General features: G+C 60.6%; 19 protein-coding genes, 1 tRNA gene and 1 other RNA gene. 7 read left to right on the top strand and 14 right to left on the bottom strand.

From position 1 onward, the window contains the following. The first annotated feature begins 7 nt into the window (after positions 1-7). Positions 8-520, top strand: a complete 513-nt coding sequence (locus CRI93_RS12560; RefSeq protein ID WP_098062987.1) for a Uma2 family endonuclease — start codon at positions 8-10, stop codon at positions 518-520. 20 nt (positions 521-540) lie between these two features. On the opposite strand, the gene CRI93_RS12555 is transcribed toward CRI93_RS12560, so the two are convergent. The 4 genes from CRI93_RS12555 to mazG all read right to left on the bottom strand — a co-directional run bounded on the left by CRI93_RS12555 (position 541) and on the right by mazG (position 3,264). Further along, positions 541-948, bottom strand: a complete 408-nt coding sequence (locus tag CRI93_RS12555) for a type II toxin-antitoxin system death-on-curing family toxin (RefSeq protein ID WP_098062986.1) — start codon at positions 946-948, stop codon at positions 541-543. 2 nt (positions 949-950) lie between these two features. After that, entirely contained in the window at positions 951-1,175 is a 225-nt protein-coding gene (locus CRI93_RS12550; protein ID WP_098062985.1) for an AbrB/MazE/SpoVT family DNA-binding domain-containing protein, read from the bottom strand. 97 nt (positions 1,176-1,272) lie between these two features. After that, the gene (locus tag CRI93_RS12545) at positions 1,273-2,364 is read right to left on the bottom strand and encodes a type III polyketide synthase (protein ID WP_098062984.1); all 1,092 of its coding nucleotides are present in this window, start codon (positions 2,362-2,364) and stop codon (positions 1,273-1,275) included. A 3-nt stretch (positions 2,365-2,367) separates the two neighbouring features. Beyond that, positions 2,368-3,264, bottom strand: a complete 897-nt coding sequence (gene mazG, locus CRI93_RS12540; protein ID WP_098062983.1) for a nucleoside triphosphate pyrophosphohydrolase — start codon at positions 3,262-3,264, stop codon at positions 2,368-2,370. Positions 3,265-3,486: 222 nt separating this feature from the next. Between mazG and ssrA the strand changes: the two genes are divergently transcribed. Then, positions 3,487-3,856, top strand: a transfer-messenger RNA (tmRNA) gene (gene ssrA, locus CRI93_RS12535). 136 nt (positions 3,857-3,992) lie between these two features. Here the strand turns inward: ssrA and CRI93_RS12530 are convergent. Further along, the gene (locus CRI93_RS12530; protein WP_098063035.1) at positions 3,993-4,199 is read right to left on the bottom strand and encodes a hypothetical protein; all 207 of its coding nucleotides are present in this window, start codon (positions 4,197-4,199) and stop codon (positions 3,993-3,995) included. A 243-nt stretch (positions 4,200-4,442) separates the two neighbouring features. Between CRI93_RS12530 and CRI93_RS12525 the strand changes: the two genes are divergently transcribed. Beyond that, complete coding sequence (locus CRI93_RS12525; protein WP_141491703.1) at positions 4,443-5,039, top strand: DinB family protein; 597 nt, start codon at positions 4,443-4,445, stop codon at positions 5,037-5,039. Between the two features lie 32 nt (positions 5,040-5,071). Here CRI93_RS12525 and CRI93_RS12520 read toward each other — a convergent pair whose 3' ends face one another. The 3 genes from CRI93_RS12520 to CRI93_RS12510 form a co-directional block, all read right to left on the bottom strand. Next, positions 5,072-6,502: a phosphoglucomutase/phosphomannomutase family protein gene (locus CRI93_RS12520; RefSeq protein ID WP_098063034.1), complete on the bottom strand. Its 1,431-nt coding sequence runs from the start codon at positions 6,500-6,502 to the stop codon at positions 5,072-5,074. Between the two features lie 231 nt (positions 6,503-6,733). Continuing rightward, on the bottom strand, positions 6,734-8,443 hold the full coding sequence (gene recN, locus CRI93_RS12515; protein WP_098062981.1) for a DNA repair protein RecN: 1,710 nt from the start codon (positions 8,441-8,443) through the stop codon (positions 6,734-6,736). Positions 8,444-8,670: 227 nt separating this feature from the next. Beyond that, a complete protein-coding gene (locus CRI93_RS12510) occupies positions 8,671-12,177 on the bottom strand; it encodes a preprotein translocase subunit SecA (RefSeq protein ID WP_098062980.1) in 3,507 nt (1,168 codons plus the stop codon). Positions 12,178-12,406: 229 nt separating this feature from the next. On the opposite strand from CRI93_RS12510, the gene porQ reads away from it, so the two are divergent. Next, positions 12,407-13,387: a type IX secretion system protein PorQ gene (gene porQ, locus CRI93_RS12505; RefSeq protein ID WP_141491702.1), complete on the top strand. Its 981-nt coding sequence runs from the start codon at positions 12,407-12,409 to the stop codon at positions 13,385-13,387. 434 nt (positions 13,388-13,821) lie between these two features. On the opposite strand, the gene CRI93_RS12500 is transcribed toward porQ, so the two are convergent. From CRI93_RS12500 to CRI93_RS12475, 6 genes are all read right to left on the bottom strand, one after another. Next, the gene (locus CRI93_RS12500; protein ID WP_098062978.1) at positions 13,822-14,766 is read right to left on the bottom strand and encodes a tyrosine-type recombinase/integrase; all 945 of its coding nucleotides are present in this window, start codon (positions 14,764-14,766) and stop codon (positions 13,822-13,824) included. A 354-nt stretch (positions 14,767-15,120) separates the two neighbouring features. After that, a complete protein-coding gene (sucB, locus tag CRI93_RS12495; RefSeq protein ID WP_098062977.1) occupies positions 15,121-16,980 on the bottom strand; it encodes a 2-oxoglutarate dehydrogenase, E2 component, dihydrolipoamide succinyltransferase in 1,860 nt (619 codons plus the stop codon). A 277-nt stretch (positions 16,981-17,257) separates the two neighbouring features. Beyond that, positions 17,258-17,833, bottom strand: coding sequence for an aminoacyl-tRNA hydrolase (gene pth / locus CRI93_RS12490; RefSeq protein WP_098062976.1), 576 nt, complete (start codon positions 17,831-17,833; stop codon positions 17,258-17,260). Positions 17,834-17,974: 141 nt separating this feature from the next. Further along, positions 17,975-18,646, bottom strand: coding sequence for a 50S ribosomal protein L25 (locus CRI93_RS12485; protein WP_098062975.1), 672 nt, complete (start codon positions 18,644-18,646; stop codon positions 17,975-17,977). Positions 18,647-19,025: 379 nt separating this feature from the next. Then, positions 19,026-19,973 (bottom strand): ribose-phosphate diphosphokinase, encoded by a 948-nt coding sequence (locus CRI93_RS12480; RefSeq protein ID WP_098062974.1) that lies wholly within the window; start codon positions 19,971-19,973, stop codon positions 19,026-19,028. Positions 19,974-20,122: 149 nt separating this feature from the next. After that, positions 20,123-20,193: transfer RNA gene (locus tag CRI93_RS12475), tRNA-Gln, on the bottom strand. A gap of 460 nt (positions 20,194-20,653) precedes the next feature. Between CRI93_RS12475 and CRI93_RS12470 the strand changes: the two genes are divergently transcribed. The 3 genes from CRI93_RS12470 (at position 20,654) to CRI93_RS12460 (ending at position 22,817) form a co-directional block, all read left to right on the top strand. After that, on the top strand, positions 20,654-21,256 hold the full coding sequence (locus tag CRI93_RS12470; protein WP_098062973.1) for a hypothetical protein: 603 nt from the start codon (positions 20,654-20,656) through the stop codon (positions 21,254-21,256). A 167-nt stretch (positions 21,257-21,423) separates the two neighbouring features. Further along, complete coding sequence (locus tag CRI93_RS12465) at positions 21,424-22,224, top strand: aspartate/glutamate racemase family protein (protein ID WP_098063033.1); 801 nt, start codon at positions 21,424-21,426, stop codon at positions 22,222-22,224. A 122-nt stretch (positions 22,225-22,346) separates the two neighbouring features. Further along, positions 22,347-22,817: a PTS sugar transporter subunit IIA gene (locus tag CRI93_RS12460; protein WP_245850514.1), complete on the top strand. Its 471-nt coding sequence runs from the start codon at positions 22,347-22,349 to the stop codon at positions 22,815-22,817. The last annotated feature ends 129 nt before the right edge of the window (positions 22,818-22,946 follow it).

Raw genomic sequence — 22,946 nt, 5'->3', positions numbered from 1 at the left:
CATAGCTATGGCGACCACAACGCTTACCGACGTGCAGTCCTACTGGCACGATGTAGCCAGTGACCAGAGCCTGAATGATCTGCCGTACATTGTTGAGACGAACGCCCGCGGGCAGCTCCTTTTGTGGCCTCGCTCAAATCGCCACTCGGTGCGTCAGGCTGCTATCATGGCTCTGCTGGAACGCCACACCGCTACTGGAAGAAGCTACTCCGAGTTCGCCCTTGCCACGCCTGAAGGCGTCAAGGTGCCCGACGTGGTCTGGATGAGCCCGGAGCGACTCGCCGAAATGGATGCCACGGGCGACCCCTCAACGCTGGCCCCCGAGATCTGCGTCGAAGTGCTCAGTCCCGGCAACACGCCCGACGAAATCGTCGATAAGCGCGCTCTGTACCGCTCCATCGGCGCCGAAGAAGTGTGGATCGTGACCGACGACGGGCACATCCGGTTCTACCGTGATGCGGAGATCGATCGGTCTGAACTCGTGCCGGAGTGTCCAAAGCAGTTGGACAATGTAAGATAACAGGCGCGGGTATTGCGCTGTCATCGAGGCTCCGTATGACTACGTAGCCAGGAAGCCAACTCTTCTTCGGCGCAGCGATCTGCCGCAATGTCCTCCATTAACGAGACAACCTCTTTTTGCTCAGCAACAATACGGCGGCCGTTGAGCCCCAGAAAGACGTACATGCTCATGAACGCCGTTCGTTTGTTCGCATCGCGGTAGCCGTGGTTTTTCGCAATCCCAAAGCCATAGGCTGCCGCAAGTGTTGCAAGATCTGTTTCGGGGCCTCCGTAAGCCCACCGATTGCGCGGGCGGGCCAATGCGGATTCGATCAATCCGTCGTTGTTGATGCCCGGCAGTCCACCATGCGAGTTGATCTGATCATCGTGGATCGCATCTACAATGGTACGCGACAACCAACGTGGTTCATCAGGAGAAGAATCAGGCATGGTCACGCTAAATCACGAAGGGCATCGTTGTACGATTCAGCTCCTTCTTTGTAGAGCTCCAGTGCTTCCTCCAGTGTGGGATCGTACGGCGTAATGAGAAGTCCCTGATCCGTCTCAATGATTTGGACGCGATCTCCCTTTGTGATGCGACTTCGCGTCATCATCTCTTCAGGAAGCGTTAGCTTTGCCTCCTCGTCAATCCGGCATGTCGTTGCTTTTGCGGCCATAACGGTGTGCTACCAATGCGAAATTGCATTCTTTCGATCTTCAACGCTGGCTCGGTAGGCGTTAGTTTCCTAATCTCCCCGTCCATCCATCCATCCTTCACCCACCCCACTTCCACAGCGCGCCTTCAATCGTGAGACCCGGACCGAAGGCCATGGCCACGCCATGCGTGCCGGTTTGTGGACCGCGCTCCAGCATGCGCTTCAGAACGAACAGAATGGTGGGCGAACTCATGTTGCCGTAGTTGCGCAAGACCTCCAGCGAGTCGTGCACCTTCGCATCCGATAGCCCCAAGACCTTCTGCGCTTTATCGACAATAGCACGTCCGCCGGGATGAATGGCCCAGAAGTCAACGGTGGCCTCGTTGGGCACGAGCGCATCCACGTAGCCGGGCAGGTGGTCGGCAATGACGCGAGGCACGCGGGAGGAGAGACCCATCTGGAAGCCCGTATCGCCGATATCCCATGTCATGTGATCCATGGAGTTGTCGTCCATCGTGGTGCGGGAGTCGACGTACTCAAGCACGCCTGCAGGCACCGTGTCGCGCTGCGAGACGATGGCCGCGGCGCATCCGTCGGCGAAGAGCGCGTTGACAACAGCGGTTTCGAGCGCATCGTTCACCTGAAAGTGGAGCGTGCACAGCTCGGCGCACACAATGAGCACGCGCGCATCGGGCTGCGACTGGCAGAAGCTGTGGGCTACACGGAGCGCGTTGAACGCCGCGTAGCAGCCCATGAATCCGATAAACGTGCGCTGCGTGGTGGGCGGCAGCCCCAGTTCTTTGACGAGATGGATGTCGAATCCGGGCGCAAAAAACCCGGTGCAGCTTACGCCGATGACGTGGGTGATGTCTTCGGCTGCGGTATCCGACTGCGCAAGGGCCTGGCGGGCGGCCCGCTGCGTGAGCGGTAGGATCGCCTCGCGATACTTGGCGTTGCGATCGGACGTAGAGGGGGCCGGTTCAAGCGACCAGGTCGGTGGGAAGAACGTGAACTCTGACGGATCGTCTTTGGCGAAGTCGGCAATAGCCGAGTGCCGCTGGTCGATGGCCGTGCCGCGGTAGATGGCGGGGATGCGGGAGCGTAGCCGTTCGGGCAGCGAGGTGATGCGCTGCATGAAGGCCGCTGCGTCGGGCTGTGGCTTGCGCGTCGGCGGGTTGGCCGTGGCAATGGTGTCGAGCACCGTAGGCATGTGTCAGGAGGCGTTGGAAGCAGAAGGCGAGCGCAGCGCGGTCTTTGCCTCGTCCCAGAGGGTGTCGGCCTCAGCGAGCGAGACATCGTCCCACGACTGGTCGTTGGCGTGTAACTGCGCTTCGATGTACTGAAAGCGCTCCTGGAAGCGCGCGTTCGTGCCGCGCAGTGCGTTTTCCGGGTTTATTCCAACCTGCCGTGCGTAGTTGACCAGCGCAAAGAGCAGGTCGCCAAACTCCTGCGCGCGCGCCTTGTCATCATCGGACGCATCAGCCTCCTCAAACTCGGCAAGTTCTTCCTCGACCTTCGCCCAGGTGGCCTGCGGGTTTGGGAAGTCGAAGCCCACGCCTGCGGCTTTCTCCTGCATCCGAAAGGCGCGCAAGAGCGAGGGAAGCTGCGCAGGCACGCCGTCGAGCGCTGACTTCAGAGCATCATCAGCGTCCTCATGGTTGGATTCCTGCTGCTTGATGCGCTCCCAATTCGCGAGCACCGCGTCGGGGTCGTCGGTCTCCAGGTCGCCAAACACGTGCGGATGGCGCCGCACCAGCTTATCGATTTCGGCATCGATGACGTCTTGCACGGTAAAGCGCCCGGCCTCCTCGGCAATTGTGCTGTGGAAGAGTACGTGCAGCAGCACATCCCCTAATTCCTGCTGCAGCGCCGTCGGATCGCCCGACTCGATGGCCTCGACGACCTCGTAGGCTTCTTCGATAAGCAGATGTTTAACGGATACGTGGGTCTGCTCGCGGTCCCACGGACAGTCCTGGCGCAGCTGTCGCACAATGGATGCAAGGTCGGCGTAGCGCTCGGTGTGCGCCTTAGGCTCACGGTATTGCGCATCGTAGATCGAATCGTTGCGCGGCGAACCGTTGCGAGGCGAATCGTCGGGGTGGGTTGGCATGAGAGGCCAGAGCAGGTCGAAACAGAGTAGCGTGCGTGTGGAAAGGTGCATAACGAATCGCACCAAAGACGGTTGCTCGATCGGAGCTTCACAGATGCCCCTGTCCAGTAACGGGCGGTGCATCTGCGTAGACGCTGGAACAAAGGATGTAGAAGTGATTAGACTGTCTATCCCAAAGGCAGAGAGTACATCATTCTGCTGGCGGGTTGCTCTTTCACATATGGGGATGACACGGCTTCGACGGGTGGTAATCGCGCGGCGGGCTGTCCTTCCGAGCTGCCTAATATGCTCGTTAATCTCGTTAGGAACTTGTAAATGCGGACGATTACACGTACGCGATGGCGGCGTAACAGCCCCCATCTGTCTCCTGTCAGGCTTGTCTGTCGGTTTGCCTGAGACATCATATTAGACAGAATAGCCACACATATTCCGGCTGGATGTACTGTGGTGAAACTTGATCAGCCTTGGCACTCCTCTGGCCTCGTGGTTTGGCTGGAGAGGAGCCGCGACATTGAAATAGAACCACTATGAAGGTAGATGCTCGACACGAGCGGCCATTCGGACCCGGGTTCGACTCCCGGCATCTCCACATCTATTTGCACTTGCTGTGCTGCATTCGCAGCATGGCACAACCCCCTGTTGATCGGCTGACCAGCAGGGGGTTTTGTGTGTTTGGGCACGCTCTAAGCACAACTTTCGCCGTATGATATTGCCATACGAGATCCGACTCATTCCGACCAGGTAGCCGCGTCGTAGGCTGAATAGAGGTGTACGACCCAGCCCATCGTCCCAAAGGACACAACCCAAATAGCAACCGAAGCTACTACGTGAACAGCAGCCGGTACCAGACGTCCCTGTAGAAGTTGACCCAGTCCTGCAATGAAAAAGCTGGCCAGTGCTGCGATGACGTTTCCGCCCGATCCTTGTTCAGCCATGCGTTTGACGTGTGGTGTCGTGAAAGAGATTGTGTATTCCGTCCTTACCCACTCCAAAAGTGTACGCATTGGGTAACAAAAAAGCGAACACTGGGAGTTAATAGATGAGTTGTGGATTTTTTGTGACCAACTACGGATCTCTGCACACGATCTTCGATTGTAGTACAGGATTTCGGTGAAAATAATGTGGATGCACTGTAAATCTGTCCGTACTTGTATTGTTTGTTGATCGACAGCATTCCCATGGTTCCTTACTCCAGTAATCCGACGCTTATTATGTCGGATGAGTACAGCATGCTTCGCGGCTTCTATGATGCAGTGGAAGCGCTGTTGGATGCGCCCCAGCACGTGCTCTTTAGCATACACGAAACGATTTCGGGCTGGTCGCCTGCCGAGCACCTGTATCACATTCTGCAGTCGAACAGCAAATCGCTGAAAGCTGCCCGCCTGGCAGCCCTCAATCGCGGTCCAACTGTGCAAGAAGGTGCGCCGAACGACATCGGCGCTCGTATACTCGAAGAAGGGTCGTTCGGCGATCTGGAAGCCGAGGCACGTTCGTCCGTGCGTCCGCCACAGGGCGTGAGCCGGGCGGACCTGCGCGCTACCTATGAGAAGAGCCGCGAGCAGTTTGAGACGTTACATGAGCATCTGCCCGCGCTCCCCGAGGCCAATGCCCGCATTCCGCACCCGGCGTTTGGCCTGCTGTGTGCCTCAGAGTGGCTCCGGTTCACCCGTATCCACTCCGACCACCACCAAGACATTGTGCAGCAGATCTTGAATGCTGCGCGTTCCCAAAGCGCTTCGACAGCGGCCCCGGCTCCGCAACAAGCGGCAGCGTAACGGGGGCCGCTCTTTTGCTCAGCACCGGGCGATTAGTGCGCTGCATCGGCCAAACCCAGTTGGCGGCTGGCGTCTTTGACGAGGGCGCGTGCGGCGTCTTCCGATTCGGCTTCGGAGTACACACGCAGCACCGGCTCGGTGCCTGACGGACGAATGAGCAGCCAGCCGTTGGCGGTGATGTGCTTGTAGCCGTCCAGCGTCTGCAGTTCGGTAACGGCGTGGCCGTTCACCGCATCAAGACCGCCGTGTTCAGAGAGGCGCTCCAGCGCAGCGGTTTTCTGCGCATCGGTAATGCGTAGGTCGTCGCGGTAGGTGTGGTGCGGACCGAATTCGTCGTAGAGTTCATCCACCAGTTCGGAGAGCGTCTTGTCGCGCTTCACCATCATCTCTACAATCAGCAGCCCGATGTACACGCCGTCGCGCTCGGGGATGTGTCCCTTCGCGGCAATACCGCCCGACTCTTCGCCTCCCACCAGCACATCGCCTTCAGCCATTTTCGAGGCGATATGCTTAAACCCAATGGGCGTCGTCTCGATGGGCAGACCGTAGGTTGCCGCCATCTTGTCGAGCATGTGCGTGGTCGAGAACGTCTTGACGATAGACCCGCTCAGCCCGCGCTCCTGATGCAGATACTTCACGAGCAGCGACAGAATGAGATGTGACGTCACAAAGCGGCCCTGCTCGTCGAACATGCCGATGCGGTCGGCGTCGCCGTCGTTGGCGAGGCCCACATCCAGGTCGTTGTCGCGGATGAGCGCGCCCAGGGCCTCCAGGTTGCGCGCAATGGGCTCGGGCGGCGTGCCCTGAAAGCTGGGATTGATCTCGTGGTGCAGCGTGGTGACCTGCGCCTCCCCCAAGAGCCCGGTTACGAGTCCTTGCCCGGCGCCGAACATGGGATCGTGTGCAATCTGCACGCCTGATGCGGCAATCGCGTTGATGTCGAGCGCGTTGCGGAGGGCGTCCTGAAACTGTGCGCCCAGATCGAAGGGCATGATCATGCCGTCGGCCTCCAGCGCGTCCCGTGTAGGCAGGGTGGCGGGCACCTCAACGCCCGGGATCTTGGCCTCTACTGCACTCACCATCGCAGGCGGGGCGGGACCGCCAAAGTCGGCTTTGAGCTTAAAGCCGTTGTAGTGCGGCGGGTTGTGGCTGGCGGTGATGACGATTCCCGCGTCGGCCTCCATCTGTAGCGTGCCCCAGCTTACGGCAGGCGTAGGCACGAATCCATCGGCCAGATGCACCTGCACGCCGTGTTGCGCCAGACGCCGGGCAGTGCGCCCGGCAAACACATCGCTCATGAAGCGCGTGTCGTAGCCGAGCACGACCGAAGCGGTATCGCCGTATTCGCTACGCACCCAGGCCGCTGTTGCACAGGCGACGCGGTCGAGCGTCTCGGTCGTATAGCCGTCGGCAATAATGGCGCGCCAGCCGTCGGTGCCAAATGTGATGGAGGGGGTAGGCATAAGCAGGAAGGAATGGTGCGTGTCGGATACATGGATACGATTCTCAAACATAGCTGTATCGCGTGCCAAATGCTACCGTATCCACTATCAAATACAGGTGGATACACAGGAAGTGCTCGTCCTGAACGGGAGCCGCCAAACACCGAGGAGATGGTTCGACGGAGCTCACCATGACAGGCTTCGTCGGAGGATCATTCCAAGTTGACCACTCCAATAAGCATTGACGCAGCACTACGCATCCGGGCGGGTGTCCATGAGTTCGCGGGCGTTCGTCAGGGCGGCGTCGGTGACGTCGGTGCCGCTGATGAGCGAGGCGACCTGCTCGGCCTGCTCGTCGTCGCTCAGCCGCACGATGGTGCTGCGAGTGCGCTCGTCGACTACCTCTTTCTCGACGCGGAAGTGCACATCGCCGAGGGCCGCAATCTGGGGCAGGTGCGTAATGGTGATGATCTGGTGGTAGCGTGCCAGGTTGTACATGCTCTCGCCCACGCGGCGCGCCATATCGCCCGAGATGCCGGTGTCAATCTCGTCGAACACAAGAATGGGCAGGCGCTCGCTCTTGGCTAAAATGGTCTTGAGCGCCAGCATGATGCGGCTGATTTCGCCGCCCGAGGCCACCTGGACCAGCGGTTTGGGGTCTACGCCGACATTGGTCGAGATGTAGAACGCCATCTGGTCAATGCCATGGCGAAAGGCGCGGTAGCATGTGCCGTCGATGGTGATCCAGCCATCGGCGTCGGCAGTGCGTTCGAAGCGCACCTCGAACTGGCTGTCGGGCATGCCCAGCGCCTCCAGCTCACGTTCGACAGCCTCTTCGACGCGTTCGGCCACTTCCTTGCGCTTGTCAGAGAGGCGCTGAGCGGCATCGGAGAGGCGGGCGCGGGCATCGTTGATCTGCTCGGTGAGACGCTCCAGCGCTCCTGAGAAGTCGTTGGCCAGCGCGTACTTCTCGCCGATCTCCTCGCGATGCTCCAGCACCGCCTGGAGCGTGCCGCCGTACTTGCGCTTCAGGCGCTCCAGCTCAGCAATGCGCTCGCGAATCCGCTGCAGCCGGTCGGGGTCGAACTCGACGTGCGCGTTGTAGTCCTGCAGAAAGCTGGCCAGCTCGCTCACCACAATCTGCACCGACTTGATTTCGTCAAGCTGCTCCTCGAACGTCTGGTCGATGCGCGCCAGGTCTTGCAGTGTATTGCGCGCCACCACAATCTTGTCGTGTACGGCGTGCTCATCGGTATAGAGCATGTCGTACAGGCGCGAGGTGGAGGCGTAGAGGTGCTCCGCGTTTTCAAGCACGCGGCGTTCGGCCTTCAGGTCGTCTTCCTCGCCGGGCTGGGGGTCGACCTCGTCGATTTCTTTGATCTGGAACTCGTACAGCTCGCGCTGCTGGCTAAGCTCGCGCTTGCGCTCGGCCATTTCGGTGCGCTCCTGAATAAGCTGGTCCACCTCGTGGTAGCGCGCCTCGTACTGGTCAATGAGCCCACCCAGTCCGCCAAAGCTGTCGATCATGGCGCGGTGCGTTTCGACCTTGAGCAGCGACTGGTGCTCATGCTGGCCGTGCAGGTCGATAAGTTCGGCGGCCACGCCGCGCATCACGTCGAGCGTGGCCGGGGTGTCGTTGATAAAGCCTCGGCTTCCGTATTCGGTGAGCTGACGGCGCAAGATGATGCGCGGCAGCGGCTCGGTGTCGATGGTGTGCTCGGTAAGGAGCTTGCGGATGCGCGGGGTGTCGGCCTCGTCGAAGATGCCCTCGATGATGGCTTTCTTAGCGCCTTCCCGGAGGCGGTCGGTGGAAGCACGATCGCCCAGGATCATGCTGAGTGCGCCCATCAAGATGGATTTGCCTGCGCCGGTTTCGCCGGTGATGATGTTGAGCCCGCTGTCGAAGGTGACCTCAAGCTCTTCGATGAGCGCGTAATCCTTGACGTATAAGGATCGAAGCATAGGACCGGGGCAGCATTGGAATCAGGAATCCACACGGGAGGGGGCACGCACCCTGGACCTCCGAGACGCCCGGAGCTGCACGCAGCGCGCAGCCAAGCGGGGAGCGGACGATACGGAGGGGCCCAGCGGCGGCCCTTTGCTTCCAACCTACAACATATTTCGGACGCAATCACGGGGCCGTTGCAGATGAAGCACCTGGACGACCCGGCATGGCTGCCTGGGGCGGCTTATGAAACGAGCGACCAGCCCTGCTTGATTTTCTTCTTGGCGTGTTTATACTTCATCTCTGCCGTTTCGCCGGTGCTGTTGTTGCGGACTTTGACGTAGTCGTTGCGCCCGGGCTCGTCGGCTACGGTGACAGGGGCTTGCTTGTCGACGCTTGGGTCGCGCTCGGCGGCCCCGTCTCCGCCCTCGCCCTGTCCGGCTTGCACGCCGTATGAGGGTTCGGCGCTGTCGTGCTGCGTTTTGGCGCGGCGGCGGTCCAGGCGGCTCTTGGGCTCGCTGGTGCTGTCTTGCGGAGTGGCATCGTTGACGACGGGGCCCGACCGGAAGGCGAGCGAGACCACGTCGTTGCCGATCTCTTCCATCATGTCGGCAAAGAGGTCGAACGCCTCCATCTTGTACTCGACGACGGGGTCTTTGCGCCCATAGGAGCGCAGGCCAATACCTTCTTTGAGCTCGTCGAGCTCGCGCAGGTGGTCGGTCCATTTGCTGTCGATGGTGGACAGCATGGCGTTGCGTTCGAGGGCGTCGTTGATCTCTTGGCCGTCGGTTTCGAGAGCGGCTTCGACATCGGCCACGGCGCGCAAGAGGCGCTGGCCGTCGGTAAAGTCGACGTACACCTGGTTAGGTGTATCCTCGCCACGCTCTTCTTTGAGGCCGTTGAGGCGCTCGTAGAACGGCTGGGCCAGCGCCTGGCGTTTCTGGTGATAGTGCTCGCTGGCTTCCTCGAAGACGCGCATGGCCACGCCGTCTTCGCCAAGTTGCACGAACGTTTCGCGGTCGATCTCGAAGTCGAACGCCAACACGCGCAGCAGCTCTTCGCGGAGCCCGGCAATGTTGCCGTCGCCGTAGTACTCGGCGACGATGGCTTCACAGAGCTCGTGCAGCATGGAGAGCATCTGTCCGTGGAACCGTTCGCCGGTGAGCGCTTGGCGGCGACGTTTGTAGATGACCTCGCGCTGTGCGTTCAGCACATCGTCATATTCGAGCTGGCGCTTACGAATCGCGTAGTTGTTCTGCTCGACTTTGCTCTGCGCCCGCTTAATGCTCTTGTTGATGTACTTGTGGGTAATTGGGACGCCCTCCTCCCAGTTCATGCGGTCCATGATCTTGGCTACGCGGTCGGAGCCAAACATGCGCATGAGGTCGTCTTCGAGCGAGACGTAGAACTGGCTCTCGCCCGGATCGCCCTGGCGTCCGGCACGCCCGCGAAGCTGCAGGTCGATGCGTCGGCTTTCGTGACGCTCGGAGCCGATGATGGCGAGGCCGCCGAGCTCGCGCACCTCGTCACTAATTTTGATGTCGGTACCCCGCCCGGCCATGTTTGTAGCGATGGTGATGGCGCCTTTCTGCCCGGCCTCGGCCACGACCTGCGATTCTTGCTTTGCGCGGTCTTGCTTGGCGTTGAGTACGTTGTGGCGCAGCCCCTCGCGCTTGAGCATGCGGCTGATCTGTTCGGAGACCTCGACGGAGGCACTCCCCACCAGGACAGGCTGTCCGTTCTCGTTGTATTCCTTGACTTTGTTGACGACGGCGTCGTACTTCTCGTGGCGCGTGCGGAAGACCAGGTCGTCTTTATCGTCGCGGCGGATGGGCTCGTTGGTTGGCACCACGACCACATCGAGGTTATAGATTTCGCCAAACTCTTCGGCCTCGGTCTCGGCGGTACCGGTCATGCCCGAGAGCTTGTCGTACATGCGGAAGTAGTTCTGCAGCGTGACCGACGCGTACGTCTGCGTGGCCGACTGCACCTCGACCTCTTCCTTGGCCTCGATAGCCTGGTGAAGGCCCTGCGAATAGCGTCGTCCGTCGAGCACACGTCCGGTATGCTCGTCAACGATCTGCACCTTGCCATCCTGCACGATGTACTCCATGTCGCGCTCGTACAGCGTGAATGCTTTCAGCAGCTGCTCAATGGCGTGCAGCACCCCGGCTCGTTCGGAGTACGTGTTGTAGATGCTGCGTTTCTGCTCCTGCAGTTCCATCTGCAGCTCCTGCTTCTGCTCCACGAGGCGCTCGTCGCGCTCCTCGCTCGACAGGTCGCTGCGACCGCGGAGATCGGCTTCGAGTTCGGCCACACGCTCAGCGTGCTCATCTTCCAGCTCGGCAATCTCTTGGCCGACTTCCGGCAGGACAAAGAGGTCTTCGGTTTCGCCGCGAATCTGGGCGATATACTCGCGCCCTTTCGCGGTGAGTTCGACTGTGCGCTGCTTCTCATCGAGCGCGAAGTAGAGCTCCTGATCCACGAAGGGCATGTTCTTCGCGTTTTCCTGCAGGTAGAAGTACTCCGTTTTCTGGCGGAGCCGTTCTACGCCCTGCTCTTGCAAGAGCGACTTGAGCGCATCCAGGCGCGGGTAGCCGCGCGAGGCGCGCAGGAGCGACAGTCCGGCCTCTTCTTCCAGCTCGTTGGCCTCGCTCTTGTTGCCTGCTTCTTGCGCTTCATCGCGCGCTTCAAGCAGGTCCTTGGCTTCGCGCGTCAGCTTCTTAACGAGGCGCTTCTGCGCTTGCACGACCTTCTGCACCGGATCGCGCCACTCCTGGTACTGATCGTTCTCCTGGTCGGGCACGGGCCCGCTGATGATGAGGGGCGTGCGGGCCTCGTCAATCAGCACCGAGTCAATCTCGTCAATAATCGCGAAGTGATGCCCCCGCTGCTGCAACTGGCTGGGGCGCACGACGAATGAGTTGTCGCGCAGGTAGTCGAACCCAAACTCGTTGTTGGTGCCGTAGGTGACGTCGGACTGATACGCGGCGCGGCGCTCTTCGGAGTGCGGGTCGTAGCGGTCGATGACGTCGACGCTGAGGCCGTGGAACTCGAAGAGCGGCTTCATCCATTCGGCATCGCGCTCGGCCAGGTACGGGTTCACCGTTACGAGGTGACAGCCGCGGTCGGCCAGTGCGTTCAGGTAGAGCGGCAGGATCGCGACCAGCGTTTTCCCTTCGCCCGTTTTCATCTCGGCGATGTTGCCGTGATGCAGCACCACGCCGCCCAGAAGCTGCACATCGTACGGGATCATATCCCATTCGATCTGGGCACCGCCCGCCTGCCACGTTTCGCCGAGCATACGGCGGCAGGTTTCCTTCATGACAGCGAAGGCCTCGGGCAAGAGCGCGTCCATCTCTTCTTCCGTGATGGCGAGCCAGTCTTCCTCCAGCTCATCGAGCTCGTCGTACAGATCCTCGCGTTCTTCCAGCGTAATTGGATCAAAATCAGCCCGCGGGTCCGTGCCAGGTTGGCCGTCGCCGCCAACATCGGCCTCTTCGATCAGCTCAGCGGTGGCGGCGCTGGGGGCACGACGCAAGCGCTCGTTGATCTCGTCTTGACGCGCCTCGATGTCTGCGACCGCCTCGTGGAGCTGCTCCCGAAACGCCTCGGTCTTGGCGCGGAGCTCGTCGTCGGTCAGATCCTGAAGCGTATCGTAAATCTCGTTGATCTCATCAACGACAGGCCAAATCTTCTTCAGCCTACGCTCATTCGGATCGCCAAACAGGTTCTTGAGCCACTCAAACATAGAGGGAAGGAAAAACGAGTGCAGTAACGAATGGAACGGGCCCGCGGCACTGGGGTGGTCGAGCAGGCTCGAACACAATAGAGCCGTCGGGCTGATGCGCCGTGTGTGGCACGCAACCAACACTTGTCCGTTCCCCGATGGATTGCTGCAGGGAAGGGGACTCAACCAAACCGCACGGTAGCATGTAGGTATACGATGTTGATTTGTACTGCTGACTTCCTGGTGTGTTATGATGCTTCGTGTTGGATGGATGCTGAGCCTGCTACTCGGCCTGCTCATAGGCCCCCCGGCAGCACACGGCCAGCTGGGCGGTTCGCTGTCGGAGTTTGGCTTCTTGCGGCTGGATACATCAGCGCGTAGTGCGGCCCTGGGCAGCAGCCTTACCGCTGCCCCCAGCACCGATGCCGCCGCGTTCTACTACAACCCGGCGCTGGGCACGCAGGCCACAAGCAATCAGGTGATGGCCTCGTATACCAACTTTATTGCTGACAGCCAGGTGGGCACCGTAGCATATAGCCATCACATCGACGGGCTGGCTACGGTAGGCGCCGGGGTGCGCTACGTAGACTGGGGCTCGTTCGATGGACGCGATGCCCAGGGCGTGCCCACCGGCGACTTTGCAGCACGCGATGTGGCACTTACGGTGGGACTGGCGACCGCACTCACCGAACGCATTCGCTATGGTGCGAATGTGCATCTCGTGTACTCCGCCATCGAGTCGGCCCGTGCCACCGCGGCGGCTGTGGATGCAGGCATCCAGGCGCACTGGCCCGAGCAGCAGTGGTCGGTGGCGGCGTCGGTGCACCACCTGGGGCGCACGCTGAGCGATTTTGGCACCGCATCGACCGATCTGCCCGTGGATTGGCGCATTGGCGTGGCGAAGGAGCTGGCCTATCTGCCGCTCCAGGTCTCCGTCACCGGGTACGACCTGCACAACTTTGGCACCGCGCTGGAGGATGAGCCCCCCTTGGGGCAGGCGCTGGCGCACCTGACGCTGGGACTGGAACTGGAACTGGGCGAAGTGCTCGATGTGCGCGGCGGCTACAACCACCGCCGCAGCCGCGAACTGGTGCTGAACGACCGCCTGGACTGGGCCGGATTCGGGGGCGGCTTTGGCATCGATCTGGGCCCGCTCCGCGCCGACTATGCGTTTACATCGTGGTCGTCGTTCGGTGGGCTGCACCAGATTAGCTTGCAACTGGAGCCGTGAGTGGAGCGCTGCGACACGCCCTCGGAGACGGCTACGTGCGGTTCAATAACCGCCCGGGACGTCCTTCCGACCGCTGTCGGAATACCAGTCCCGGGCTACAAGTTGCTAAACACGTGACCCTGGATCGGTGTCCAGGGCAAGCAGGATGCGGAGAATACATCTCTCAAGTCGGTGGTGAATAGGCTGCCGGGGACGCGAGCGGGCTCCGACTATCAATTCGTTGTAGGCTGCCACATGGCGCTGGGGACAAGCGCTAATTTGGAGACGTGTGCCCCGTACGTTGGCGCTTGCGAAACGTAGTGTGGATGCACCGAACAGGCACGGAGGCATGCTGGCCTCGAACTGACGGACCAGTGGGCGGAATCCGGACCCGATAGCGCCCGAAGCAGGGAGCTTTACTTTTCCCCTAAATCCTTTACTCCTATCCGGTTCATCTACAGCTCCATGTCGTCGAGCTCCTCGGGATCGCGCTTCAAGAGGCCCTGCTTTTTGTAGTAGATCATGGTGGTGTCGAGGGTGCCGTGGCGCATGCGCTCTTTGACCTGCTCCAGCGGCATGCCGCGGTTCAGCCAGATGAGCGCGGCGGTGTGCGTAAGGCTGTGCGGCGTGATGCCGGGCCGCTTGATCTCGGCGGCTTTCATGTGCTGGTTGATGCGTCCGCGAATGGAGCGCGTCTTGAGCCGCTTGCCTTTGGATCGGCGCCCATGCGAGATAAAGAGCGGCTTGTCGGGGTTCGGACGTTCGCGTGCTTGCAGGTAGGCTTCGATGCGCTCCACCACGGGCGGATCGAGCGGTACTTGCTCGTCTTTTACGGTGCGGCCCTTGCCCTGCACGCGCAACACATCGCCCATGAGCGTGTGCTCGAAGTCGCCCACGTCGGCGCGCACCAGCTCAATCTCGCTCATCCCGGCGTAGAGCATGCAGTACACAATGGCCACATCCCGCTTGTCAATGGGCGTGGCGTCGTCCATCGCGTCGAGCAGCGCTTCAATGTCGGATTCGGTGAGCACCTTGCGCGTGTGCGTGTCGGGGCGCCGGTTGCCCTTCACGGCCTTGGCCGGATTCTCGTTCAGATGGCCTGCATCCACCAGGTACTGGCAGAGCCGCCGCACCGCCGTCAGGTAGGTAGACACCGAGACCTGGCTGAGCTCGCGCTCCTCCATCAGATACTGCTTGTAGGCGCGCACATCGTCTTCGGTAAACTGAAAGCGCCCCTGCCGCTGAATAAACCACTTCTGAAAGGTGTTGAGTGAGCGCCGGTAGGTGCCCACCGTTTCATCGCTCTTGTCGCTCAGGTACTCGGTCAGAAAGGCGTCGAGGTGGCGGCGCAGCTCGCGGAGCGAGAGTTCGAGCGGCGCATCAGAAGCAGAAGGCGGCATGGGCAGATTCTAAGAAAAGGCACAGACACGACGGGTGTCGCTAACGCATCATTGCACGTAGGGATGCATGGCGATGAGCGCCCCGAATGGACCATGATGAACGGCTACCATCAATATGAGGGCAATCCCTCGAATGCACTCGGAATGCCATTCCAGCCCAGGGGAGATTCTCGCGTTTAAGAACCTGTTTGGGGGGATACGGACAGGGATGCGCCTCCCATAGGGTTGCCTCAAACAACCGATGCCCTCCCTGCATCGCAAGGAAGGCACCGGGCGGTATAAATTGTCGTGGCTACGGCATCCCACGCAGCCTACACGGAGCGGCGCAGGCTGCAACAGACACCGGTCGCGCGTCTACAGTTCGTCGTCGGCAGAGTACGATTCAAGCACCTCCACGCAGCGGTGCAGGAAGCTGGAGCCGAGCGCGCCGTCAACCACGCGGTGGTCGTACGAGAGCGAGAGGTACATCATGTGGCGCACCGCAATCACATCGCCCATGTCGGGGTCTTCCACCACCACCGGACGCTTCTTGATTGCGCCGGTTGCCAGGATGCCCACCTGCGGCTGGTTGATGACGGGCGTGCCCATCAGCGAGCCCAGCGAACCGATGTTGGTGACGGTGAAGGTCCCGCCCTGCAGTTCGTCAGGCTGTAGCTGCTTCGAACGGGCGCGCTTGGCCGTGTCCGCCATCTTGCGCGCCAGTCCCGACACGTTCAGGTCGCCGGCGTTGCGGATGACTGGTGCCAGCAGGCCCTTCTGTCCAATCGCAACGGCAATGCCAATGTGGTAGTTTTTCTTCTGCACGATCTTGTCGCCCTCCACCGACGCGTTCAGTGTGGGATGATCGCGCAGGGCTTCGACCGCAGCCTGCACAAAGAACGGCGTGAACGTGAGCTTGACTCCCTCGCGCTCCTGGAACGCCTCCTTGTGGCGTTCGCGAAACTTGACGAGTCCGGTCACATCGGCCTCAGCAAACGAGGTGACGTGCGCCGAGGTCGCCTTCGAGCGCACCATGTGCTCGGCGGTGATCTTGCGCATGCGGTCCATTTCGACCACTTCGATGCGATCGCCGTACTGCTGCTTCAGTTCTTCCTCGCTCGGCCCGGCTTCGACGGTGTAACTGCCGCGCTGCGGGGCGCGAGACGCCGGCGCCTGCGGAGCGGGTGTGGGCTGTGCGGGGGCCGACTCGCGCGTGGGAGCGGTGTCGCCGCTGTCGGCAGCCGGTTCGGGCTTCGCTTCGGTCGGTTCGGGCGGGGCCGTGCGCGTTTCGAGATAGCTGAGCACGTCTTCTTTGGTGACGCGCCCCTCGCGCCCAGAGCCATCGATAGACTCCAGCTCGCTCATGCTCAGTCCTTCGGTTTCAGCGATGGACCGCACCAGCGGCGAGAAGAACTGTCCGTCTTCGCCCCGACGTGCAATCGGACGCCCGTCATCGGCCACAGGCTGGGGAGCCGGATCGGGCTGCGGGGCTTCGGATTCGCTTGCGGGCGCGGCGTCGCCGCTGTCGGCGGGGGCATCCGCTGCCGCGCCTGCCGATGCTTCTGCGCCTACGATCGCAATGACGGTACCAACTTCAACGGTGTCGCCCTCTTCCACGAGGCGCTCTTTGAGCACACCTGCAGCGGGCGAGGGGACTTCTGTGTCCACCTTGTCGGTGCCAATTTCGAGGAGCGTTTCGTCAAGGTCAATCGGATCGCCGACGTCCTTGAACCAGGCAATGATGGTGCCTTCCGTGATGCTTTCGCCCATCTTGGGCATCACCACCTCCATATCCTCGATGGCGGCTTCATCGGCCGGTGCACTGTCGGTAGCGGCTTCATCAGCAGCCCCGTTGCCCGACGGCGTGTCGGGTTCGGCGACGGCTTCTGTAGATGTATCCGCTTCGCTGGCATCGGAGGAGGCCCCCGCGTCTGCATCGTCGGCGCTGGACTCAGGGGCAGGCGAGGCGGCGTCCGCTTCGCTGGCCGCTTCGGCTTCGGTTTCGAGACGGGCAATGATGGTGCCCACCTCTACGGTATCGCCCTCTTCCACGAGGATCTCATCGAGCACCCCCGCGGCGGGCGAGGGCACCTCCGTATCCACCTTGTCGGTGCCAATTTCGAGGAGCGTTTCGTCCTGCTCAACCTCGTCGCCGGGCTGTTTATGCCAGACAATGACCGTACCTTCTGTAATGCTCTCGCCCATTTTGGGCATCGAGACGTCTACCTTCGCCATATCGGAGTGCAGCTATTCAGCATCTGGGAGTCGATGGAGGGGCGTGTTTCTGCATACTGGAAGCGCTGCCACGGGGGCGCCACGCCGTGTTACAGATACGCACCGGTTCGTGTAGTGCTTCTAATGTAGCGGACGCGCCGTCCACAAACAACGGCGCCCGTCATTTCTTGCAATGATTCAACAAAATTAGGTGCGTACATGCTCTATTAGCTTACGTGATCCCTGTTATCGGCCCTGTCTCAGGGGATGCGCAGGGCGGGTCGCCTCGGCAATGGGATTAGCCATTGTACCGGTTCATCGCGGCATCCAGCGAGTCAGTAGCCATACGCAGCACAGCGTTACAAGCGCGAATGCGGGCGTCTTCGATGACAGGCTGCTGCTGGGCCGAGAACGGGCTCAGCACATAATCGGCCTGCTCGCCGTGTGCATAATCCTGCCCAATCCCGATACGCAGCCGCGGAAAGTTCCTCGTATCCAGGGCCTCGGCAATATCGGCAAGCCCGTTGTGCCCGCCACTACTCCCGCCGGGGCGTAGCCGTAGCTGGCCAGTATCCAAGTGCAAATCGTCGACAATGACGAGCAGGCGCTCTACGGGGGTTTCGAAGTGGTCGAGCAAGGCAGCGACGGCGTGTCCGCTTCGATTCATGTACGTGAGCGGCTGGGCCAGGGCAATCACCTGGTCCTTGTGCGGCCCGTGCCCGGCCCGTGCATCCAGCCCGCTTAGCGGACGCAATGCAGCGCCCAGACGTCCGGACAGCGCCTCCACCACCTGAAAACCGATATTGTGTCGCGTGTTGGCGTACGAAGGACCCGGATTGCCGAGTCCGACAACGAGCAGATCAGGAGAAGCCATGTGAGTACAGGAGCAAGTAGATGCGAGACCGACGAAGCGAAAGGTGGGCTATGAACGGGAGGTCGCCATGCCCTAAACGACACCCGCCCCCACTGCGCGGGGCAGTGCGGGCGGATGGTGCGCATGCAAGTGTATGATAGATTAGGCGTCGGCCTCTTCGTCTTCGACCTCGCCTTCTTCGCCCTCGGCCAGTTCGCCTTCTTCGCCTTCGGGCAGTTCGCCTTCTTCGAGCTCCTCTTCTTCCTCTTCGTCTTCGGTAGCGAGGGCTTCGAGGTGCGGCGCCACAACGGTAACGAGCGTTTGGCCTTGCGCCATCTTGTAGCTGTACGCCTCTTGGTCGAGATCATACAGGTGGATAGCATCGCCAATCTCCAGGTCCGAAATATCGACGCTGATTTCGGACGGAATGTTTTCAGGGAGGCAGGAGATGGTAATTTCACGCACCAGAATCTGCGTATCGCCTCCGTTCTTCTGACCTTCCGGAATGCCTTCGTAGCTTACCGGCACGGTAAGCGTAACGCGGCGGCCCTCTTTGAGGACCTGGAAGTCAGCATGCTCCGGCACATCCGAAATCGGATGTAGATCGAAGTCTTTAAGGACGCACGACCAGGTGTCGCCGTTCATCGACACGTCGACCACACTGGTCTGACGTGAGTAGATGAGGCGGTTGAGGTCGTGCACACTCACCTGAAACGGCACCGGGTCAGTGTCGCGTCCATACAGAATGCAGGGCACGTTGTTACTGTTACGCACGGCCCGCGTCGCTTTCTTTCCGGTGTCGCGAGGCTCAGCGTTAAGGGTTGGGGCATCCATGTGTCGAAGGAGCGTAATACCGTACAAATCGTAAATCAGGCGAGACGCGCACCGCGTCACAACAGAAAGCGGCGAGCGGTGTGTGCAGAGGAATGGAAAGCCATGGTGGGGGCTTCGGGTTCCTCCGCTTCCGCTAAAGGGCTGTTAAAACGGCGTGGCTTGTGCCGATAATGCCGACAAGCGCTACACATATGTTGAAACGTTGGTAGCGGTTCAACGCTAAGTGATGGAAGAAATATACCAGTAGCCGGAGACTGGGAGCGCCGCCCGGCGCGGACGTCTCCGGCGTGGCTGACGAGAGCGAACGGGGGACCGTTCGCCTCAGTCAACGTTTTTATCAGGAGAGCTATCACTCAACTTCCATCTACTACCGAAACGTTCAGTCTTTGAACAGGGTCGAGACGGACTTGTCGGTGTAGATGTGGCGGATGGCCTTAGCGAAGAGCGGGGCCACGCTCACCACTTCGATGGAGTCGGAGGTGCGCTCCAGGGGGATGGTGTCGGTAATGATGAGCTGCTCGATGGGCGAGGCTTCGATGCGGTCGTACGCCGGCCCGGAGAGCAGCCCGTGCGTGCACGCAGCCATCACGTCGAGCGCGCCCTCTTCACGCAGCGCCTCGGCGGCGCGGGTCAGTGTACCTGCGGTGTCGACGATGTCGTCAATCAGAATCACGTTTTTGTCTTCCACATCGCCAATAATATTCATGACGCGCGCTTCGTTGGGACGCGGGCGCCGCTTGTCGATCAGCGCGATGCTCGTGCCCAGCTTTTTAGCGTAGGCGCGCACCATCTTCAGGGCCCCCACATCGGGCGCTACGAGCATGTAATTGTCCATATTGAGCGCCTCCAGGTAGTCGATAAGCACGCCCGAGCCGTAGAGGTGGTCAACAGGAACATCGAAAAATCCCTGGATCTGCGGCGCGTGCAGTTCCATCGTCAGGATGCGGTCGACCCCGGCGGTGGTGAGCACGTTCGCCATCAGCTTGGAGGCAATGGACACGCGCGGCTGGTCTTTGCGATCCTGGCGGGCGTAGCCGAAGTACGGAACGACGGCCGTGACGCGGGCCGCCGAGGCGCGCTGTGCAGCGTCGATGAGCATGAGTAGCTCGATCCAGTTTTCGGCACTGGGGCAGGTGCTCTGGATGATGAACAGATCAGCACCTCGAATCGAGGACTCGTAGCGCACGTAGATCTCGCCATCGGCAAACTCTTGGATGGTGAGCTCGCCCAGCGACGTGCCGTAGCTTTCGGCAATGCTGCGGGCCAGAGCGGGATTGGATCGACCGCCATAGATGGCGACGGGGTTTTCCTGAGGAGCGGTGGTCATGCAATTAGGAGTGCGAGGGGAAACAGGTGAACGTGCACAGGCAAGAGTGCACAGTAGCAGACGGGGTTGTGCACTGCCAGGTGAGACCACATACAAACATCCTGCACAGAAGGTATGTGCAGGATGCGAGGCGCTGTAGCGAAGCGCAGTTGCCCGGGGAGGATTCGAACCCCCACTCACGGCCCCAAAAACCGCTGTCCTGCCATTAGACGACCGGGCAATATGTAAGAAGTAACGTAATAAGATGTGCGTCGCTCATGGTAGCGGGTGCCTCGGTAAAAAACAACATAGAGCGCGGCTCTTGGTTCGCTGTTCAGCAGTTCTTCTATTTCTTTCAGGGGAGGGAATGGCCTTCGAGTCACGACTCTCCTGATAGCAACTTTTCCTGTAATGAGCGGTCTCTGGATCGAGCTACTCGGCGCGGACATCTCCAGTGAGGCCGATCTTGCAATGCCAAGATGACCGGTTCAGGGCTTTCTATACGCTATGCATACCATAGACGGATTGCAATACAAGCGCACTCCTTGTGCGGCCGTATCTCGTGCATGGCAGTGTTTTGGTGTGCCTTCTTTCGCGTTCCCCTTGTTTTTTCTTCTGATGTGATGATTACTTGTACAATAGGATTTCGTGGAGTCGTGTATCAAATCGCTCTGCCAGTTGTCATTCTTGCCTGCGCGCTCTTGGCTGCCGGTTGCCTCGACGAAAGCACAAAGCAATCGATCTCCCAGCTTACCCAGAACGCCCAGCAGATGCAGCAAGGCGCCGAAGAGATGGGACGCTCCCTGCAGGCCATGCAGAACAACAATGCCGAGCCCGTTGAGCCGGTCGACTTCCGGGCGTTGCGTGACCTGATCCCATCCAGTCTTAACGGACTCGAAGAAATTGACCGCGAAGGCGCTCGCAATTCCATGGGCGGGTTTACGCTCGTGCAGGCTTCAGCCCAGTTCGAAGGCACCAACCGGGAGCACCTGGAAATTGAGATCATCGATATTGGTGGAGCACCCGGCCTGTCTGTGTTGGGAATGGGCATGGTAGCCATGGACATTGACCGGGAGTCTTCAACAGGATTCGAGCGCACGGGCACCTACCAGGATCATCGCCTGTACGAAAAATTCGAAGAAACAAACGGACGCGGCGAGAAAGTGGTGCTCGTGGATAACCGGTTCGTTGTCAAAGTGTCAGGGCGAAATACATCAAATGAAGCGCTCGACCGGGCCCTTCAGGCAATTGATCTATCAGCCCTCGAATCGCTGCGCACCTCCACACAGAGTGGGACCGAGTAGGCCAGGTCTATGGGAATCGGGGTAGGGGAAGAACCAGGCGGAGCCCAAAACGCAGCAGATGCCCATGCCGTGGCTGTGTGCCGGACTGCATGCGGGCATGGCACATTCGCTCCATGCCGCCGTATGAGCGCGCGTTCGCGGTACGTTCGTACGACCTTATCTGTGGCATGCCTGTTTCTGAAAAGCAAGTCATCGGTGTTCTGGGGGGCATGGGCCCTCACGCTGGTGTCGACCTGGTCGACAAAATCATCGCGCAGACCGATGCATCCACCGACCAGGAGCACGTGCCGGTGGCGTTGCTTTCATATCCGGAGCGCCTCGTTGATCGCAGTACGTTCTTGTTTGGAGAGATCGACACGAATCCGGCCTACGCCTTGGCCGATATCCTGCGCCGCCTCGACGACGCTGGGGCCGTGGTCGCAGGCATGCCGTGCAACACTGCGCACGCGCCGGCTATCTTCGACACCATCGTGCAGGAAACGGCCCGCACCGGCCACGAGGTGCAGCTTTTACACATGATTGAGGAGACGGTCCAGTTCATGCAGGCGACCATGCCGCACATCCAAACCGTCGGCACGCTCTCTACACAGGCCGTGTACGAACTCAAGTTGCACCGCACCCCACTCGAAGATGCCGGGTTCTCGGTCGTTACGCCCGATCCGGTGATGCGCGAGTTGGTGAATACCACAATCTTCGATGCCTCGTTCGGACTCAAAGCGCAGAGCCATCCGGCCACGCCGCAGGCTAAGCAGAATTTGTTGGATGCCATTCAGCATCTCATTGACCGTGGGGCCGATGCTGTCGTGCTGGGCTGTACCGAACTTCCCCTGGCTCCCCTCGCAGCCGACATGGATCTGGTGCCCCTCATCGATCCGGCAGAGATCTTGGCGCGGGCACTCATCAATGCAGTGCACCCCAACCACCTAAAACCGCTCCCCCCGCGCCTGGCCACCTTTCAAACTGCATAGGGGCACACCATGCAGCTTTCGGCTGCATCCCCCGCTGTTGAACCCGACGCGGGTCGATGCATACGAGGGTGTTGCGTTCCCTTGTTCACTGTCTCCTTGCCCCCACGCGTTCGCTCCGTTTCGTGCCTACCCCCACCTTACACACCCTGCTGCATCCCGATCGCATCCGGCTCGGACTGTCGAGTGCGACCAAAGCCGATGCGATCAACACGATGGTTGACCTTCTGGCCAATCATCCGGCGATCACCTCGCTCTCTGACGTGCGAAGCGCCGTCTTCGAACGCGAATCGACCATGTCGACAGGAGTCGGACACGGGCTGGGCTTGCCCCACGCAAAGACCGATGCGGCAACAGAGACGATCGCTGCACTTGCAACGCTGCATCCTCCCGTCGAATTCGATGCCATTGACAGCAGTCCTGTCGAGTTGCTGCTGCTGCTCGTAGGGCCCGAGTCGGAGGCGTCGCTGCATATCAAGGTGCTGGGGCGCATCTCACGGCTGGTGCACCAGGTGCCCCTGCGCGATGCTCTCACACGTGCCGATACGCCCGAGGCCGTCGTTGATACTCTGCAACGCGCCGAAGCCACCCTGTAACTGCCGGTGGCCCGGTATTCCACCCCCGATATCTGACTACTTGCGCCGGGATGCCGAGCCCACGGCCCGTGCATCTGAAACCCATTGCCGTCTGCGTGCGGTGCTGGCCTATAGCCAGACTTGACTGGC

Source organism: Longimonas halophila, assembly GCF_002554705.1.
In the GTDB taxonomy this organism is placed as follows: Bacteria; Bacteroidota; Rhodothermia; order Rhodothermales; family Salinibacteraceae; genus Longimonas; species Longimonas halophila.
Note: the sequence above shows the minus strand (reverse complement) of the source record. Positions and strands in the feature narration are given on the sequence as shown.

Excerpts from the sequence above, each read along its gene's own strand:
- CRI93_RS12560 (WP_098062987.1), top strand. The coding sequence starts at position 8 with ATGGCGACCACAACGCTTACCGACGTGCAGTCCTACTGGCACGATGTA.
- CRI93_RS12555 (WP_098062986.1), bottom strand. The coding sequence starts at position 948 with ATGCCTGATTCTTCTCCTGATGAACCACGTTGGTTGTCGCGTACCATT.
- CRI93_RS12550 (WP_098062985.1), bottom strand. The coding sequence starts at position 1,175 with ATGGCCGCAAAAGCAACGACATGCCGGATTGACGAGGAGGCAAAGCTA.
- CRI93_RS12545 (WP_098062984.1), bottom strand. The coding sequence starts at position 2,364 with ATGCCTACGGTGCTCGACACCATTGCCACGGCCAACCCGCCGACGCGC.
- mazG (WP_098062983.1), bottom strand. The coding sequence starts at position 3,264 with ATGCCAACCCACCCCGACGATTCGCCTCGCAACGGTTCGCCGCGCAAC.
- CRI93_RS12530 (WP_098063035.1), bottom strand. The coding sequence starts at position 4,199 with ATGGCTGAACAAGGATCGGGCGGAAACGTCATCGCAGCACTGGCCAGC.
- CRI93_RS12525 (WP_141491703.1), top strand. The coding sequence starts at position 4,443 with ATGGTTCCTTACTCCAGTAATCCGACGCTTATTATGTCGGATGAGTAC.
- CRI93_RS12520 (WP_098063034.1), bottom strand. The coding sequence starts at position 6,502 with ATGCCTACCCCCTCCATCACATTTGGCACCGACGGCTGGCGCGCCATT.
- recN (WP_098062981.1), bottom strand. The coding sequence starts at position 8,443 with ATGCTTCGATCCTTATACGTCAAGGATTACGCGCTCATCGAAGAGCTT.
- CRI93_RS12510 (WP_098062980.1), bottom strand. The coding sequence starts at position 12,177 with ATGTTTGAGTGGCTCAAGAACCTGTTTGGCGATCCGAATGAGCGTAGG.
- porQ (WP_141491702.1), top strand. The coding sequence starts at position 12,407 with ATGATGCTTCGTGTTGGATGGATGCTGAGCCTGCTACTCGGCCTGCTC.
- CRI93_RS12500 (WP_098062978.1), bottom strand. The coding sequence starts at position 14,766 with ATGCCGCCTTCTGCTTCTGATGCGCCGCTCGAACTCTCGCTCCGCGAG.
- sucB (WP_098062977.1), bottom strand. The coding sequence starts at position 16,980 with ATGGCGAAGGTAGACGTCTCGATGCCCAAAATGGGCGAGAGCATTACA.
- pth (WP_098062976.1), bottom strand. The coding sequence starts at position 17,833 with ATGGCTTCTCCTGATCTGCTCGTTGTCGGACTCGGCAATCCGGGTCCT.
- CRI93_RS12485 (WP_098062975.1), bottom strand. The coding sequence starts at position 18,646 with ATGGATGCCCCAACCCTTAACGCTGAGCCTCGCGACACCGGAAAGAAA.
- CRI93_RS12480 (WP_098062974.1), bottom strand. The coding sequence starts at position 19,973 with ATGACCACCGCTCCTCAGGAAAACCCCGTCGCCATCTATGGCGGTCGA.
- CRI93_RS12465 (WP_098063033.1), top strand. The coding sequence starts at position 21,424 with ATGCCTGTTTCTGAAAAGCAAGTCATCGGTGTTCTGGGGGGCATGGGC.